The organism is Streptomyces cavernae (genome assembly GCF_004023625.1).
GTDB lineage: Bacteria > Actinomycetota > Actinomycetes > Streptomycetales > Streptomycetaceae > Streptomyces > Streptomyces cavernae.
In genome coordinates this window covers 306,884-323,448 of record NZ_RPDJ01000002.1, presented here as the reverse complement: position 1 = coordinate 323,448, position 16,565 = coordinate 306,884, and the positions used below count along the sequence as shown (strand labels likewise).

At 70.3% G+C, this 16,565-nt stretch carries 14 protein-coding genes and 2 pseudogenes; 6 read left to right on the top strand and 10 right to left on the bottom strand.

Going from position 1 to position 16,565, the window contains the following annotated elements:
• Positions 1–127 precede the first annotated feature (127 nt).
• Both EF387_RS13865 and EF387_RS13860 read right to left on the bottom strand, forming a co-directional pair.
• A complete protein-coding gene (locus EF387_RS13865) occupies positions 128–1,594 on the bottom strand; it encodes a glycoside hydrolase family 32 protein (RefSeq protein WP_128376827.1) in 1,467 nt (488 codons plus the stop codon).
• 287 nt (positions 1,595–1,881) lie between these two features.
• Positions 1,882–2,931 carry a LacI family DNA-binding transcriptional regulator gene (locus EF387_RS13860; protein ID WP_128376826.1) on the bottom strand — a complete coding sequence of 350 codons (1,050 nt, stop codon included), beginning with the start codon at positions 2,929–2,931 and terminating at the stop codon, positions 1,882–1,884.
• A gap of 136 nt (positions 2,932–3,067) precedes the next feature.
• On the opposite strand from EF387_RS13860, the gene EF387_RS13855 reads away from it, so the two are divergent.
• Positions 3,068–5,218 (top strand): amylo-alpha-1,6-glucosidase, encoded by a 2,151-nt coding sequence (locus tag EF387_RS13855; protein WP_128376825.1) that lies wholly within the window; start codon positions 3,068–3,070, stop codon positions 5,216–5,218.
• A gap of 986 nt (positions 5,219–6,204) precedes the next feature.
• Here EF387_RS13855 and EF387_RS13850 read toward each other — a convergent pair.
• The 6 genes from EF387_RS13850 to EF387_RS13825 form a co-directional block, all read right to left on the bottom strand.
• Positions 6,205–7,305: a branched-chain amino acid ABC transporter permease gene (locus EF387_RS13850; RefSeq protein ID WP_202918247.1), complete on the bottom strand. Its 1,101-nt coding sequence runs from the start codon at positions 7,303–7,305 to the stop codon at positions 6,205–6,207.
• A gap of 117 nt (positions 7,306–7,422) precedes the next feature.
• The gene (locus EF387_RS13845; RefSeq protein WP_128376824.1) at positions 7,423–8,283 is read right to left on the bottom strand and encodes a branched-chain amino acid ABC transporter permease; all 861 of its coding nucleotides are present in this window, start codon (positions 8,281–8,283) and stop codon (positions 7,423–7,425) included.
• A complete protein-coding gene (locus tag EF387_RS13840; RefSeq protein ID WP_128376823.1) occupies positions 8,280–9,170 on the bottom strand; it encodes an ABC transporter ATP-binding protein in 891 nt (296 codons plus the stop codon). The genes EF387_RS13845 and EF387_RS13840 overlap by 4 nt, the downstream gene beginning before the upstream one ends.
• Positions 9,167–9,940: an ABC transporter ATP-binding protein gene (locus EF387_RS13835; RefSeq protein WP_202918246.1), complete on the bottom strand. Its 774-nt coding sequence runs from the start codon at positions 9,938–9,940 to the stop codon at positions 9,167–9,169. Before EF387_RS13835 ends, EF387_RS13840 begins: the two co-directional genes overlap by 4 nt.
• Positions 9,937–11,133, bottom strand: coding sequence for an ABC transporter substrate-binding protein (locus EF387_RS13830; protein WP_202918245.1), 1,197 nt, complete (start codon positions 11,131–11,133; stop codon positions 9,937–9,939). Before EF387_RS13830 ends, EF387_RS13835 begins: the two co-directional genes overlap by 4 nt.
• Positions 11,134–11,500: 367 nt before the next feature.
• On the bottom strand, positions 11,501–12,133 hold the full coding sequence (locus tag EF387_RS13825; protein WP_128376821.1) for a TetR/AcrR family transcriptional regulator: 633 nt from the start codon (positions 12,131–12,133) through the stop codon (positions 11,501–11,503).
• 146 nt (positions 12,134–12,279) lie between these two features.
• Here EF387_RS13825 and EF387_RS13820 point away from each other — a divergent pair, with 146 nt between their 5' ends.
• The 5 genes from EF387_RS13820 to EF387_RS13805 all read left to right on the top strand — a co-directional run bounded on the left by EF387_RS13820 (position 12,280) and on the right by EF387_RS13805 (position 15,944).
• Positions 12,280–13,233: an MBL fold metallo-hydrolase gene (locus EF387_RS13820; protein ID WP_128376820.1), complete on the top strand. Its 954-nt coding sequence runs from the start codon at positions 12,280–12,282 to the stop codon at positions 13,231–13,233.
• A 73-nt stretch (positions 13,234–13,306) separates the two neighbouring features.
• Positions 13,307–13,456 (top strand): hypothetical protein, encoded by a 150-nt coding sequence (locus EF387_RS46665; RefSeq protein WP_155589758.1) that lies wholly within the window; start codon positions 13,307–13,309, stop codon positions 13,454–13,456.
• Complete coding sequence (locus EF387_RS13815; RefSeq protein WP_128376819.1) at positions 13,453–14,397, top strand: fumarylacetoacetate hydrolase family protein; 945 nt, start codon at positions 13,453–13,455, stop codon at positions 14,395–14,397. Before EF387_RS46665 ends, EF387_RS13815 begins: the two co-directional genes overlap by 4 nt.
• 132 nt (positions 14,398–14,529) lie before the next feature.
• A complete protein-coding gene (locus EF387_RS13810; RefSeq protein ID WP_128376818.1) occupies positions 14,530–15,294 on the top strand; it encodes a CoA transferase subunit A in 765 nt (254 codons plus the stop codon).
• Positions 15,294–15,944 (top strand): CoA transferase subunit B, encoded by a 651-nt coding sequence (locus EF387_RS13805; protein WP_128376817.1) that lies wholly within the window; start codon positions 15,294–15,296, stop codon positions 15,942–15,944. Before EF387_RS13810 ends, EF387_RS13805 begins: the two co-directional genes overlap by 1 nt.
• 47 nt (positions 15,945–15,991) lie before the next feature.
• Here EF387_RS13805 and EF387_RS13800 read toward each other — a convergent pair.
• Together EF387_RS13800 and EF387_RS48300 are read right to left on the bottom strand one after the other, a co-directional pair.
• Positions 15,992–16,255, bottom strand: a pseudogene (locus EF387_RS13800) (transposase family protein); the annotation flags it as partial.
• Positions 16,256–16,287: 32 nt separating this feature from the next.
• Positions 16,288–16,521: pseudogene (locus EF387_RS48300) on the bottom strand (IS3 family transposase); the annotation flags it as partial.
• Positions 16,522–16,565 lie beyond the last annotated feature (44 nt).

Sequence of the window (16,565 nt, the reverse complement as noted above, 5' to 3'; positions counted from 1 at the left end):
CCGTACAGGCTGGTCGGCGAGATCTGCTGTTTCCGACGATCATGGGTGGTGCCTCCGTATGTCGTGCGGGGTGAGGGTGGGTGGTGCGCTCATGTGGGGGCGTGGGGTCCAGGGGACGGAACCGGCTCTACGGCGTTGACTCCGACGATGCGGCAGCGGCGCCCGGCTCCTTGATCACAAGCGGGTGCAGCTGCCAGGCGTCGACGGCGTAGTCGAGGCGGGTGCCCGGCGCGCTGTGGGCCTCAAGCCGCCATGGGCCGTCGCCTGTGGGGTAAAAGCGCAGGGTGAGCACCTGGCCGGTGGTGGTTAGGAAGATTTCGGCGATCGAGTGGTCGACGACCACGCGCAACTCGATCGGCCGGTCGCTGGGGCAGGGCATCCGGTAGGAGCCGCGTTGGGCCCGAGAATCGAGGGAAGCGTGGTCGCGGTCGACGACCAGTTCACCCCTGGCGGCATCGAAGCGGATGTCGAGGAACTCGTCACCGTCCGCGGTGGTCAGCAGCCGCAGGCCCGCCGCGCCGGTCGTCTCCAGACGGGCCATCAGGTCGATTGCACGGCCAACGCTGCCGAGTTCGACGGCGTCCGGGCCGTGCGTCTCGCCGGTGGCGTGGAGGGTACGCTCGCCGCGCAGTGCGAGCAGTTCGGCGGCGGGTTGCTGCCGCAGCGAACCGTCGTCACCGACCCAGGTCTCCCGGGGCACGGTAAGGACGCCGGCCCATCCGTCTGCGACGGTCCAGGCTTCGTCGCGGGCTTCCCTCGACCAGCCCCACAGCAGCCGCCTCTTCCCTGGTGCGCGCAGCAGCGCGGGTGCGTAGCAGTCGGGGCCGTGGTCGACGAGAACGGGCGGGCCGGCCTCGAAGGTGTCGCCGCGCTCTTCCCCGACGAGGGCGGCGACGCACCGGGGGCTGTCGTCGTCGTTCCACGCGCTGAAGATCAGGGCACTGGGCCCGTCGGTGGCCGAGAGGTACTGGGGGCATTCCCAGCCCTCGCCGGTGTGCTGGCCGGCGTCGCCGACGCCTTGCTTCTCTCGGGCGGTGAACGGGCCGCGGTAGGTCCAGGTCTCCAGGTCGGGCGAGTCGTAGAGCAGGGCGGCGCCGCGGCCGTCGGCGAAGGCGGCGCCGACCAGCATCCGCCAGCCCGCGCCGTGCTGCCAGACGTAGGGGTCGCGGTACATGGTGCAGCCCTCGGGCACCTCGGGGATGAGCAGTTGGCCGCGGGGGGTGAAGGTGCGGCCGCCGTCGTGGGAGGTGGCGGTGGTGACCGGCTGATGTTGCGGACTCTCCTGGCGGTAGGCGGAGTAGAAGGCGACCATGCGGTCGCCGTCGGAGACGGCGTTGCCGGAGAAGCAGCCGTCGGCGTCCACACCCCCTGTGGTGGGGGCCAGGGCGAGCGGCAGCGGCTCCCAGCTGATCAGGTCGGGGCTGCGGAAGTGGCCCCAGTGCATGTTGGCGTGTGTCGCGCCGTGCGGGTTGTACTGGTAACAGACGTGGTAGTGGCCATCGTGGAAGACCAGCCCGTTGGGGTCGTTGATCCAGTTCATGGGCGGGCGCAGATGCGCGACGGGCCGGTGGGGATCGAGGGGTGCGGTGGACACACGCGTGCCTTTCGGTGGATCAGAGAGCGTTCCGCGGTCAGCGGCGAGCGTCAGCCGTGGTCTGCTTAACGAGTTGGTCTCGGCGGCGCCCCGCGCGCGGGGCGGGGAGGGCGCGGGGCGCCGCGGTCGAACCGGTGCGCCGGGCAGGTCAGGGATGCCTGGCGCACCGGTTGTTCGGAGACGCGCCCGCCGGGCGGGACAGGTGCGTGGCTGGGTGCACTGTGCCGGTCGGCAGTACTTGGGTAGTTCGTCGTCTTAAGGGACATGGCGGCTCAGCCCCCTTTTGCTCAGGCGTCCGGTGCAGGCGTGCTGTCGCGGATGACCAACGACGGCTCCAGCAGGACCCGTTCAGGCTCGGCGTCCTGGTCGGCCATCCGTGCCAGCAGCAGCCGGACACATTCCCGGCCGACGGCTTCCAGCGGCTGAGCGACGGAGGTCAGGCCGGGCGAGAGGATGCCGGCGGTCGGTGAGTCGTCGAAGCCGACCACGGCGACGTCCCGGCCCGGGGTGGCCCCGCGCTCGCGCAACGCGTAGTAGCAGCCCAGGGCGAGGGTGTCGCTGGCCGCGACCACCGCGGTGGCGCCCGCGTCCAGCAGCGGTTTGACGGCCGTACGCGCCGCGTCGACGTCGTCGGCGCTCTGGGCCCGCCGCGCCCGCGTCGGCAACTCGTGCCGGCGCATGGCCCGCTGCCAGCCCTCGGCACGGTCGTCACCGACGCCGGAGCCGCGCTCCCAGCCAAGGAACGCGATCTTGCGGTGCCCCAGCGAGATCAGGTGTTCCACCGCCGCGTCGGTTCCGGCGGCGCCGTCCACGTCGACCCAGTCGCCGATCTGCCGCTTCGACCACATACGGCCGAAGGCCACGAACGGCACACCCTGCTTGTCCAGCCAGGGCTGGCGCGGGTCGCCCCGCTCGTCGGTGTCGCTGAGGACGAAGCCGTCGACGTCGTGCTGGTCGAGGAGGTCCTCGTAGCCCTTCAGGCTGGCGCCGCCGGGCGGTGAGGCGAAGAGCAGGATGCGGTAGCCGGCGTCGTCGGCGGCCTCCGACAGGGCGTGCAGGAAGCGGTCCATGACCGGGGCCGTGGTGCCGGGCGGGGTGGGCCGGACGCCGTAGCCGATCAGCTTGCTGGAGCGGGTGCGCAGCGTCTGAGCGGCGCGGCTGGGGCGGTAGCCCGTCTCCTCGATCGCCCGCAGCACCCGCTCCAGGGTCTCGGGACGCAGCTTCTCCGGCGCGTTGATCGCGTTGGACACGGTCGGCGCGGAAACACCCGCCCGGGCGGCGACCATGGCAATGGTCACCGGGCCCTTGGCCGAGGAACTGCGGGGGGAGCGGGGCATGGCGGTCTCCAAGATCGGTGAGACGGGAAGAGCCGAGTCGTGGAATCTTTTTAAGCGATTCAGAGCGGCTTGTCAGCCATGTGGCCTCGTGGTTAGGTTCGTTTTATCGATTTAATGAACGAGAGGTTGCGCCCCATTGGACGTCACTGTCAAGACCCGCGACGGCAACATTTCCGCCACCGCCCCAGGGGCCGCGGTCCACGGCCGGCAGCCGTTCCTGCACGACGCCGTCGTCACGCTGCACGCGCCGAGCTTTGTCATCTCGCGGGCAGACGGGCAGGTCACAGGCGGTGCGGACGGCTTCTTTCACGGCGATGCCAGGGCGCTGGCCCGGCTGACGGTCGCCGCCGACGGCATCGCTCTCGCGCCGGTTTCCGCCGGGTTGCAGGGCGCCGACCGGGCCGCCTTCAGGGCAGTGCTCCGGGGCCTGGGCGAGGTGACGGAAGACCCAGCGGTGGCTCTGTACCGGCGTCGCAGCGTCACCTCCGGCCGCCTGGAGGAGACCTTCGAGGTCACCAACGCCGGCGCGCGGCCCGTCAGCTTCCGCCTCGTCCTGGAGGCGGCCAGCGACCTCGCCTCGATGGACCAGGTGAAGTCCGGACACCCCCAGGACGGTATACCGGCCCGGGCCACGGCGAGCGGACTGGTCTGGTCCCGCGAGGGGTTCGCGGTACGACTGCTCAGCACTCCGGCGCCCGACGCACTGGACGCGACGGCCGGGCGGCTGTCGTACGACATCGACCTGGCCCCCGGCCAGGTGCGGACCGTACTCCTGACCTGCACGGCCGTACACGCCGACGGCGATCAGTTCCCCGCCGCGCCCGCCGAGCACGTGCCGTGGAGTACACCGGTGCTGCGCAGCGCCGACCGGCGCCTGGACCGCTGGCTGCAGCAGTCCCTCGCCGACCTGGACCGGCTGCGCCTGACCGACCCACTCTCCACCGACAACCCGGCAGGCCACACCGACCAGTTCCTGGCCGCCGGAGCCCCCTGGTACCTGACCCTCTTCGGACGCGACGCCCTCTGGGCTGCCCGCATGCTCCTGCCCCTCGGCACAGACCTGGCAGCCGGCACCCTGCGCACCCTCGCCCGCCGCCAAGGCACCCTCACCGACCCGACGACCGAGGAACAACCGGGCAAGATCCTGCACGAAGTACGCCGCACCACCCAGCAGTTCAACGACACCCTCGTCCTGCCACCGGTCTACTACGGCACCATCGACGCCACCCCACTGTGGATCACCCTGCTGCACGACGCCTGGCGCTGGGGCCTCGCCCCGGAAGAGGTCGAACAACTCCTGCCGCACGCCGAAGCGGCCCTGTCCTGGATGCGCGAGCAGAGCGACGCGAGCGGCGACGGCTTCCTCAAATACGTCGACCAGACCGGCCACGGCCTGGCCAACCAGGGCTGGAAGGACCACGACGACTCCATCCGCCACCGCGACGGCCGCCTCGCCACACCACCGATCGCCCTGTGCGAGGTACAGGTATACGCCTACGAAGCCGCGCGCGGCGGAGCCGCACTACTGCGCGCCTTCGACCGCCCAGGAGCGGACCAGTGGGAGGAATGGGCCGACCGTCTGGCCGCGCGATTCCGCAAGCGGTTCTGGGTGCGGGATTCCCAAGGCCCCTACCCGGCCGTCGCGCTGGACCGTGACGGCCGACCCGTCGACTCGGTCACCTCCAACATCGGCCACCTGCTCGGCACCGGCCTGCTCAACCACGAGGAAAGCACCCTGCTGGCCACCCGGCTGACCGCACCGGACCTCGACTCCGGCCACGGACTACGCACCCTGAGCAGCGAGTCGGGAGGTTTCAACCCGTACGGCTACCACACCGGTTCGATCTGGCCCCACGACACGGCTATCGCCGTTCACGGCTTGGTCCGGGCCGGCTTCCCCCAGGCGGCGGGCTCCCTGGCGGCGGGCCTGCTCACTGCATCCGCCGACTTCGACGCCCGCCTGCCCGAACTCTTCGCCGGCCACGGCACCGCGGCGGGCGGACGCCCTGCCCCCTATCCCGCCTCCTGCCGACCGCAGGCATGGGCAGCGGCGGCGTCGGTCCTCGTGCTTCAGGCCGCCTTGGGCCTCGACGCGGACGTGCCCGGCGGCACGGTAACGGTCGCCCCTACGTTCGCGCACGCGTACGGCCCGCTGACGGCGGCGGGCCTCCAAGTCGCAGGATGCCCGCTGACAGTCACCGTCGGGGCAGACGGCATCGCAAGCGTGGTAGCGCCGGAGGAGCTAGCGGTAGTCACACCCACGACGGTGCAGACGAATCGAGCATGAGCCGGGGTCGGGATCTGGCTGAGGTGAACGTCCAGCCCCTGCCTTAGCGGCGGTGCCCGCAGGCCGAGCCGGATCGCAGACACGCTGGGCCATTACAGTGCCAGACCCTTTACCCGCCCAACAGCCAGGTTTGGTGGAACAGCCATGCGCTCCAGCGATCGCGGAGCGCCCCCGGTCTGCCCGTCAACCTGCCCCATCCCTGTCTCCACAAGGCAGCGTTGCCAGGATGCAGAGGCAACCACTTCCGATTCCCCGCGTCCTGCCAGCGTCCCGAATTCAGCGTCCAGCCGCTCCTACAGGCCACCTACGGCAGCTTGTCCATACCGTTGGCCTATACGTTCGTGCAGGTCAGGGCCATTCCAGCCGCCGCTGACCGCAACGCCGTCGAACTCGCGAGCAGCGGATTCAGTCCGTTCAGCCCGAGTTGGCGTTTCGACGCTCCACGAAGAACGTTTCCGCAGGTCACAGACCTGCCTGGTGGGGCGGGTGGGACTCGAACCCACGGCCGACGGATTATGAGTCCTTTGGGGATCTTGGCGGCCCTTGTCGATCCTTGCCGATCCATGACGTTTTTTGCAGGTCAAACGGCGTGAGCCATGTCGGCCCTTCTCGATCCTTGCCTGTCTGTTCCTGTCCTTGTGTCCCGAACGCGTCCCGAACGCCTGCAAGAGGGACCAGCTCAGCCGGTCCGAAGCCGATCGCGTCAGTTCGGGGAACGGCCTCGCACCCACCCGCAGCGGATTCCCCTTCCGACGCGGAGAGGCTCCGCCCTGCACTCACAGAGCATCACCGCCCTGACCGTTTCCCTCCCCCGCGCAAACCCACCCCGGCGGACGAAGCCGCCCCGGAGGTCGGCCCCGAACGGCTCATGCCGCACGCCTGAACACACATGCCTGTTCCCGCAGCCCTGGCTGCGGGAACAGGCACCGAATCCGCGGTCGCCGGGCGAGAACGGGCGACCGTACGCGAAACTCAGCGCTGAGGTATCACGAGGACGCTCGCCCCGCGACGCGGCGCTGCCACGCGTCGCGCAGTGCGGGGACGATGCCGCGCGGCAAGAACAGCACGACGAGGATGAGAAGGGCGGCGTACACGGCGTAGTTGAGGATGCTGGGGGCGCTGGCGGGCATGCCCGGCCTGGAGCCCAGGTCGTTGAGGAACTGCACGATCAGCGTGATCGCGGTGGCGCCCAGGAGCGCGCCCCAAATGGTGCCGAGCCCGCCGACGACGGCCATCACCAGGAACTGGATGGACAGCAGGACCGGGAACGACCCCGGATTGATGTAGCCGATGAAGAAGGCGTAGATCCCTCCGGCGAGCCCGGCGAACGCGGCGGCCAGTGTGAACACGGCGAGTTTGTAGCGGGCCACCGCCACTCCGCTGGCGCTCGCCGCCGTCTCGCTGGTGGCCAGCGCGCGCAGGCCGCGGCCGGCCCGTGAGGTGACGACGTTGCGGGCGACCAGGACGGTGAGGGCCACGGCGGCCCAGGCCAGGTAGGCGTAGTGGATGTCCTCGCCGAGTTCCGTACCTCCGGCGGAGAGTCGTGGGATGCCCTGCAGACCGACCGAGCCGCCGGCCCAGTCCGCCTCGCCGAGTAGGGAGATGAGGATGAGCTGCAGGGCGATGGTGGCGAAGGCCAGATGGTGGCCTCGCAACCGCAGCAGCGGTCCGCCGATGGCGGCGGCGAACAGGGCGGCGACCAGTGGTGCCGCGGCCAGCGCCAGCAGCGGCGGTGTGCCATGGATGCTCAGCAGGCTCGCCGCGTAGGCGCCGATGGCGTAGAACGACGCCTGGCCGATGGAGACCTGGCCCGCGTAGCCCATGAGCAGGCTCAGCCCGACGGTGACCATGGCGGCCAGAGCGAGCAGGATGTACACGGAGAGCTGGCTCGCGGTCAACATCGGAGGCAGGGCGAGGGTCACGGCCGCCGCCGCGCCGGCCGCGACGAGGCCGGCCCGCCTCCCCCGGCCGGCGAAACGGGCGCCGAGGGAGCCTCGGGCGTCCGACGAGTCGGTGTCCTTGTCGCCGCCCGCGCCGCCGGAGGGCTGGGAGGTGGCCCGTTCACGGCCGGAGGTCACGGCGCTCATACGTGCTGCCTTTCTGGTACGGCGGATACGAATCGAGCACGGAACGGGTACACCGTGCGTACGTACGCCCGGTGTACGCGCAGGGCAGCGGGCGGCCCGCAGGCGACTGACGAAGCGTCATCCGGCTTCCGCCACGACGCTGTGGGTGCGGGCCGCCTGCCCGATCATCAGGGCCAGGACCAGACCCAGTGCCACCACGGTCTGGTACGTGGCGCTTCCGTAGCCCGCGACCATCGCTTCCGCCACTCCGAGGAACAGCGCACCGGCCAGGGTGCGGCCGATGTGATGCATGGAGCCGACGACCGCGGCCGCGAAACCGTTGATGATCAGTGTCACGTCGGAGTCGAAGGAAACCGAGTTCATGGGCGCCAGCAGAACGCCGGCCAGACCGCCGAGAGCTCCGCCGACGGTGAAGGCGATCAGCCCCATGCGGGTGACGGAGATCCCGAGGACGCGGGCCGCGTACGGGTTGGAGGAGCACGCGGAGAGGGCCTTGCCCGCGTCGGTACGGCCGAACAGCGCGGCCACGGCGGCGAAGACGGCCACGGTGACGCCGATGATGAGCAGGTAGTGGGTCTGGATACGAGCGCCGAACACGGTCACAGCACCGGAGAGCCCCTCGGAGGACCGGCCCTGGTCCCCCCAGAGCATGACCTCCACGGCGTAGGCCAGAATGCCCAGTCCCAGGGTGACCATCAGTGCGGCCTGTGGCGAGGTGCCCCGCCGGCCGATGGCGACCATGCCGAAGAGCAGTCCCACGACGGCGGCGACGGCGACCCCGAGCAGTTCGGCGAGCCCGTGCGGGAGGCCGGTGTCGAGGAAGGAGATGGCGGTCAGCGCCCCGACGACGGCGAAAGTGCCCTGGGCGAAGTTGACCACCCGCGTCACCCGGTGGATGAGCACCAGGCCACTGCCGATCAGCGCGATGCCGCACCCGGTGCCCAGTCCGGTGATGAGGTAGACGAGGAAGTCGCTCATTTCGCCTCCCGTGCCGCGGCCCGCGCGGCCTGGACGGTGGTGTCCTGGTTGCCCCGGGCGGTCTCGGCAGTGCCGACCGTGGGTGCGAGGTCGGCCGTGGCCCGGTCATCTGGATCTGGGTCGTCCGGACCCGGGTCGTCCGGACCCGGGTCGTGAGCGCCCGGAGGGCTCGGGAGTCCCTGGGCCTCGCCCAGATAGGCCCGGGCGATGTCGGGACTGGCGGCCAGGTCGGCACTGTCGCCCTCGGCGGCGATCCGTCCCGCTTCCAGGACGTAGGCGCGGCTGCACAGGTCCAGGGCGAGCCGCGCGTTCTGCTCGATGAGCACAACGGCCGTGCCTTGCTCCCGGTTGAGCTCGGCCAGGTGCTCGGCGAGGTCCGCGACGACGAGGGGCGCCAAGCCGAGGGACAGCTCGTCGATCACGAGGACCTCCGGTCGGCTCATCAGGGCCCGCCCGACGGCGACCATCTGCTGCTGGCCTCCCGACAGCCCGCCCGCCTTCCGGTCGCGTACCCGCACCAGGTCGGGAAGGAGTTCGTACACCCACGAGGTGTCGCGCTGCTTGCGGCGGCTCTGGCCGCGGCCGCGCAGCTGCCAGGCGCCCAGGCGCAGGTTGTCGTCGACAGTGAGGTCGCCGAACATCTGCCGCCCCTCGGGTACCTGGGCGATCCTGGCCCGTACCTCCACGCTGCCGAAGGCCGGTGTCAGGATCCCGGTCAGGGTGTTGACCAGGGTGGACTTGCCGGCTCCGTTGGGCCCGACGAGGGCGACCATCTCCCCGGGCGCGACCCGCAGCGAGACGCTGTCGAGAGCGGTCGCCGCGCCGTAGCGGACCACCAGGTCGCGTACCTCGACGACATCGCTCCGGGACGGTTGCGAGGGGTTCATGCGGCCGCCTCCGTGCCCAGATACGCGGTGACGACCCGCGGGTCGGTACGTATCTCGTCCGGTGTGCCCTCGGCGATGACCTTGCCCAGGTCCAGGACGGTGACACGGTCGGCGAGGCGGCCGACGAGGGCGACGTCGTGTTCGACGAGCATGATGGTGAGTCCGTCCGCCCGCAGTTGCTCGACGAGGTCGGCGAGCCGGTCCCGCTCCGCGGCCCGCAGGCCGGAGGCGGGTTCGTCGAGGAGCAGCAGGGTGGGTCCCCCGCACAGGGCGCGGGCGACCTGGAGCGCGCGCTGCTGCCCGAGCGGCAGCAGCTCCGCGGGGCGGTCCGCCCAGGCCTCGAGCCCGACCCGCCGTACCGCCTCGCGTGCCCGCTCGGCGATCAGGCGTTCCTCTCGGCGGTGGCGCGGCAGTCTGAGTGCGGCTGCCGCGAACCCTGCGCCGGTGGTGGCGTGGGCGCCGACCATCGCGTTCTCCAGCACGCTCATCCCGTGGAAGGTGCGGGCGCCCTGGAAGACGATGGCGATCCCGAGGCGGGCTCTGTGGTGGGGCGGCAGTCGGTCGATGCGTCGTCCGTCGAGGCGGATCTCGCCCCGCTCGGCGGGCAGTTGACCGCTGACCAGGTTGAACAGGGTCGACTTGCCCGCTCCGTTGGGGCCGATGATGCCGAGGGTGCTCCCACGTTCTACCGTCAGGTCAACGCAGTCCACGGCGTACACCCCGCCGAACGACCGTGACAGGCCGCTCACCCGGAGCAGGGGCTCGGTCACTTGGCCACCTTCTCCAGCTCGCTCTTCGACCAGACGGTCGGCACGAACTTGCCGTCGGTGACGGCGTTGACCGAGATGTAGTCGGGGGTCAGGCCCGAGTGGTCCTTCGCGCTGTAGCGGTAGGTCCCGTTCGGGGTGGTGAGCGTCAGCGCCTCCATCGCCTGCCGGATCTTCTCGTGGTCGGTGCTCTTCGCCTTCTCGATGGCGGCGGCCAGCAGCTGGACCCCGGTGTATCCGTCCTGCGCGAACTGCGGTGGCGGGTAGTTGTACTTCTCCGTGAACGGCTTGTTGACGGCCTCGATGGCTTTCTTCTGCGCCCCGTCCGGCAGCGTGTCGCCGACCAGGCCGATGGAACTGGCGACGACGGCGCCCTCGGCGGCCTTGCCGGCCGGGTCGAGCCACAGCTTGCTGGCCTGGGAGCCGGTGAAGGCGATCGGGACGTCCAGTCCCGAGGCGGCGTACTGCTTGGTGAGGACGACGGAGGCGGGGCCGGTCACCCACACCGCGAGCGCCTGGGCGTCGGTGCCCTTGACATGCGTGAAGACGGCACTGAAGTCGGAGGCGGTGTTCTGGATCTCCTCCGTGGCGACGACCTTGATGCCGTACTCCCCGGCCTTCGCCTTCATCGCCTTGTAGCCGGCGGTCGGATACGCGGTCTTGGTGTCGTAGGCCACGGCCAGCTTGGTGATGCCCTCCGACTTGTAGTACTGCAACAGCCGCTCGGCGTAGTCGGAGGCCAGGGCCGGTACGACGAAGACGTAGGGGTGGACGGGCGCCACCTGCTCGTCGGCTGGACTCAGGGAGACATACGGGATGTCCGCCCGGTCCACCGCGGGCAGCGTGGCCAGCGCCGACCCCGCGGACGGTGAGCCGAGGACCGCGGTCACGCCCTGGTCCTTGAACGCGTTGAACGCCAGTACGGACTGGTCGGGCAGGCTCTTGTCGTCCTTGACCGTCAGCTCCAGCTTCCGTCCGAGGACCCCGCCGTCCTTGTTGATCTGCTCGACCGCCAGTTCCGCGGCCTTACGGCCCTCGGTACCGAGGGTCTGGAGCTGACCGGTGAGCGAGGTGATCATGCCGATCTGGATCGGGCCGTCATCGGCGGAGGAGGACGCGGACGAACCACCTCCGCACGCTGTGACGGTGAGCGTCAGACCGACGGCGAGAGCGGCAAGGGGCGTACGAGGGCGCACGGGAACCTCCCGGATACGGAGCGGGAACGGCATGGGGGAAGAAGCACACGCACCCGGAGGACACGCGGCGCGCACAAAAACGATGCAGGAAGGGCAGCTTTGCGGGCTTTTGCGGCTTGCGGCCCGATCGACGGGTTGAACATAAGTCGCGACCACATGGCCGTCAACACTTCAAGCAAAGATTCTTGGACTCAAGTCCAAGTCTGCTCTCAGGTCCGCCGAGAGTCAGGGCGAGACGGGCGCCGCAGGGCCGGCCGCGAACCGGGTGGGGCCGCCGCCCGTCACTGGCGGGACACCGACGAACGCACCGCCTGCGGGAGCTGCGGCCATGACGCCTCGATGACGCCCACCTACCCGTCCGTACAGGTCACGGATGCGCGAGGATGCCCAGCAGGATGATGTCGAGCGCCCCGTCGAGGCGGCCGGGCAGATCGAAGGGCGCCGGCTCCTCTCGGATCCAGCGCAGGACCGAGGAGAAGTAGCAGGACGCGAGCAGAGCACCGGCCTGCTCGGGGTCGACCTGCGACCGAATCTCTCCGCACTGCCGCCCCTCCTCGACGATCTTAGCGAGTTCGGTTTCCAGGGAGGGGTCCTGAAGCAGGCGGCCGAAGCGTGCGGAGGCGTCCATCAGGACAGTGGTCTCCGCACGGGAGGCGACGTTGAGGTCGGCCATCTCCCCCAGGTAGCGGCGCAGCCGGTCGCCGACCGGCAGGTCCTCGGCGTGCTCCTGACCGAGGATGGCCGCGACCCGGGCTCGGCGGCGGATGCCCCACTCCTCCAGGAAGCCGACCTTCTGTGAGAAGTGGTTGAAGACGGTGGCCCGGGCGACGTCGGCGGACTCGGCGATCTGCTCCATGGTCGTCGCCTCGTAGCCCTGGGCGACGAACAGCCCCACCGCGGCGCTGTAGAGCTGGTCGCGCACCTGCTGCCGCTTCCGCTCGCGGCGCCCGAGGGGCGGGGCGTCCTGTGCGGGTGCGCCTCCCGCCTCAGAGATCGTCATGGGCCCAGTACAGCACAGGGACACACAGGTATTGACCCTCCACGGGCCACCTCTTTAGATTACGCCCCACAAATGGACTCAAGTCCATCAATGGATCTCAGTCTCGATCGAGTTTGTTCAGCTTCGGGACGTGGACAGGAGGCAGCGTGGCTTCCGTGCTTTCCCCAGCCGGCCGGATCGACCTCGGCCACGGCTGTCATGCGTGGGTACCGAGTACGGGCGGGTGGGGGATGAGCAACGCCGGGCTGGTCGCCGGCCGGGGCGAGTCCCTGCTGGTCGACACCCTTTACGACCTGAGCCTGACCCGGGCCATGCTCGACGGGCTGGCGCCGGTGACCGACGCCGCGCCCGTCTCGACCGTGGTCAACACCCACGGCAACGGCGACCACTGGTTCGGCAACCAGCTCGTGGCCCACGCCGAGATCATCGCGGCCCGCGGCTCGCTGACCGACATGCGGCAGGTGGGCCCGGCCGAGATGCGGGCACTGACCATCGCGGACACCGCCGCAGGACGGTTCGCCCGCCGGATCTTCGGCCGCTTCGACTACTCCGGCGTCCGGCCCGTGCTTCCGCACCGGGTGTTCGACGGCGAGACGGTCCTGGACATCGGCGGGACGGAGGTCCGTCTGATCGACGTGGGCCCCGCTCACAGCGCCGGGGACACGATCGTCCACGTCCCGCGTGCGCGGACCGTCTACACCGGAGACATCGTGTTCGCCGGTTCCACACCCGTCATATGGCACGGCCCGTTCGCCAACTGGCTCACCGCCTGCGACCTGCTCCTCACCCTCGACGTGGACATCATCGTGCCCGGCCACGGCCGGGTCACCACGAAGGAGGCGGTCCGCACCGTCCGCGACTACCTGTCGTACGTCCACGAACAGGCCACCACCCGCTTCGGCGCGGGAATGCCCGCCGAGGCAGCCGCCCGCGACATCAGCCTCGGACGCTTCGCCGACCTCGACGAGAGCGAACGCCTCGCCGTCAACGTGCACACCGTCTACCGCGAACTCGACCCCTCGCTGCCCCCGCTCGACGGCCCCCGGCTCTTCGGCCACATGGCCGACATTGCCGGCCCCTGCCCCGGCCCCGGCCTCTGAGCCTCGTCAGCCCCGGGGTCCATTGCCTGGCCGTATCGCCTCGCTCTGCCCCCGGACCCGCCAAGGAGATGACATGGTCACCTGCACCGTCCACGGCGCACCCGCCGTACCTTCCGGCGGCCCGCCCGCCCGGCACACCGGCACTGGCATCGCCGGATGCCCGGCGATCAGCCCCGCCTGGATCGGCCCCGCCCCGGCCGAGGCGGAGGGGAGCGCGACGTGAAGTTCGCGACCTTCGTACACGACGGGAAGCAGCAGGCGGGAGTGGTCGCCAACGACCAGGTCCACCCCTTCGAGCACTCCGCCGAGCTGCTGGACCTGATCGTCGAGGGCGAGAAGTGCCTGCGCAGGGCGGGAGAACACGTGCTGACCGGCTCACTGTCGGTACCCGTGGCCGACGTCCGGCTGCTGCCGCCGCTCCAGCCGCCGACCGTCCGCGACTACATGACCTTCGAGAGCCATGTCGCGGGTGTCGCCCGGGGATACGGTGACACCGTCCCCGAGGAGTGGTACGCCGCGCCCGCGTTCTACTTCACCAACCCGTACGCGATGATCGGCGCCCACGACGACGTACCCGTGCCACCCGGCTGCCTCCGCTTCGACTTCGAACTCGAAGTGGCCGCCGTCATCGGCAAGGCCGGCCGGGACCTGACCTCCGAGCAGGCTCGCGAGCACATCATCGGCTACACGATCCTCAACGACTGGTCCGCCCGCGACCTCCAGGGCCGCGAGATGAAGGTCAAACTCGGCCCGGCCAAGGGCAAGGACACCGCCACCACGCTCGGCCCCTGGCTGGTCACCACCGACGAACTCGAACCCCGCCGAAACGCGGAGGGCTTCCTTGACCTGGCCCTCACTGTCCAGGTCAACGGCGAGACGATCGGACGGGACACACTGGCCAACATGGCCTGGACGTTCGAGGAGATGGCGGCGTACGCCTCCCGCGGCACCTGGATCCGCCCCGGCGACGTCCTCGGCTCCGGCACCTGCGGCAACGGCGGCTGCCTGGCCGAACTCTGGGGACGCAACCGCCCCCTGGAACCCCCACCGCTCGTCCCCGGCGACACCGTCACCATCACGGTCGAGGGCATCGGGACCCTCAGCAACACCGTCGTCGAGGGCGTCGTTCCGGTTCACCTGCCCCCTGCCCGCCGCAGGCAATGACCGCTGTATGTCCGGGGAACAGGACCGGGGCGGTACAGCTCCCCGTCCCCGACTTCCGCCCGTCACCAACCGACTCCGGCGACACCCCGGTGCCGGACAGCCCGTCCGGCACCGGAAGAAAGGCACGACAACGTGGACAAGGTCATGGGCTCGGCCGCCGACGCGGTCGCCGACATACCGGAAGGCGCGTCGCTGGCGGTGGGCGGCTTCGGACTGTGCGGCATCCCCACCGTCCTCATCGACGCCGTGCATGCCCAGGGCGCCGACGGACTGCGCGTGGTCTCCAACAACTGCGGCATTGACGGCCAGGGGCTCGGCATCCTGCTGACGGCCGGTCGGATCGCCCGGGTCACCGGCTCCTACGTCGGGGAGAACAAGGAGTTCGCCCGCCAGTACCTCGCCGGTGAACTGGAGGTGGAACTCACCCCGCAGGGCACCCTCGCCGAACGGCTGCGCGCCGGAGGCACCGGCATCCCCGCCTTCTACACCCCTGCCGGGGTCGGCACCCAGGTCGCCGAGGGCGGACTGCCCTGGCGCTACGGCCCCGACGGCAGCGTCGCCGTGGCCTCCCCGCCCAAGGAGACGCGGGAGTTCCGCGGCCGGACGTACCTCCTGGAGGAGGCCATCACCACCGACTTCGCCCTGGTGCGGGCCGCCCGCGGCGACCGGCACGGCAACCTGGTGTTCCACCGCAGCGCCGCCAACTTCAACCCCCTGACTGCCATGGCGGGCCGCATCACGATCGCCGAGGTCGAGGAACTCGTCGAACCCGGCGCCATCGACCCGGACGCCGTCCATCTGCCCGGCATCTACGTCGACCGGGTCGTGGGCCCCGTCTCCGCCGACAACAAGGGCATCGAGAAGCGCACCGTCCGCGCGCGTGAGGAGTGGCACTGATGGTCTGGACCCGCGACCAGATGGCAGCCCGCGCCGCCCGCGAACTCCCCGACGGCTCCTACGTCAACCTGGGCATCGGACTGCCCACCCTCATCCCGGGCCACCTCCCGCCCGGCGTCCACGTGGTGCTGCACTCGGAGAACGGCATCCTCGGCACCGGCCCCTACCCGGCGGAGGACGAGGTCCACCCCGACCTGATCAACGCCGGCAAGGAAACCGTCACCGTCCGGCCCGGCGCCTCCTTCTGCGACTCGGCCCTGTCCTTCGGCATGATCCGCGGCGGCCACATCGACACCGCCGTACTCGGCGCCATGCAAGTCTCGGAACACGGCGACCTCGCCAACTGGATGATCCCCGGCAAGATGGTCAAGGGCATGGGCGGCGCCATGGACCTCGTCCACGGCGCCCGCCGCGTCATCGTCCTCATGGAACACACCGCCAAGGACGGCACCCCGAAGATCCTCAAGGAGTGCACCCTCCCCCTTACCGGCGAGGCCTGCGTCCACCGCGTCATCACCGACCTCGGCGTCCTCGACATCACCGACGCCGGCCTCGCCCTCGTCGAAACGGCGCCTGGCGTCACCGTGGACCACGTCGCAGCGCGCACCGGTGCCCCCTTGCGCCTCGACAGCCTGTCGGCTGCTTGTTGACGACAAACGAGCCGCCGAACCGGAGGCGGCTGTCCCAGTGAGCTTCTTCAGCGTTGCCGCTCCAGAGTGAGGATGGCTTTGGTGATTGACGTCATGCGGTTGGGGCTGCAGCGGGATCTGCGGAAGATCCGCCAGGACTTCAGGCGTGCGACGCCGAGTTCGACCGGTGCCCGTGCCGCCGCCAGGGCCCGGTTGACGGTCTTCTCGGTGAGGGTGAGTTCTTGAAGGGGCCTGCGTTTGATGCCGGTGGTCCCCCAGGGGCCACCGCCCTGGTAAGCGAGATCGGCCAGGATGGGGACGCCCTGGCGCTCGCGTCCTGGCCGATCTCGCTCCTGCGCAGGTGGATGCCGACGATGTGGAACTTGCGCATCACGCGGGCGACCTTCTTCTCGTTGATCCGCATGCCGTGCTCGTCGCGCAGTTCGGCGGTGACGCGCGGGGCACCGTAGGCCCTGTCCGACTCATCGTGGACGGCCCGGATCCTCTCGGCCAGGGCCTGATCGGCCCGCTCGCGCTCGGCGCGGGCCTCGCGCCCCTCACGCCACTTGTAATAGCTGGAGCGGACGACGTCGAGCACCTGGCACAGCCGCTTGACCCCGTGGGTCCAGCGATGGTCCTCAA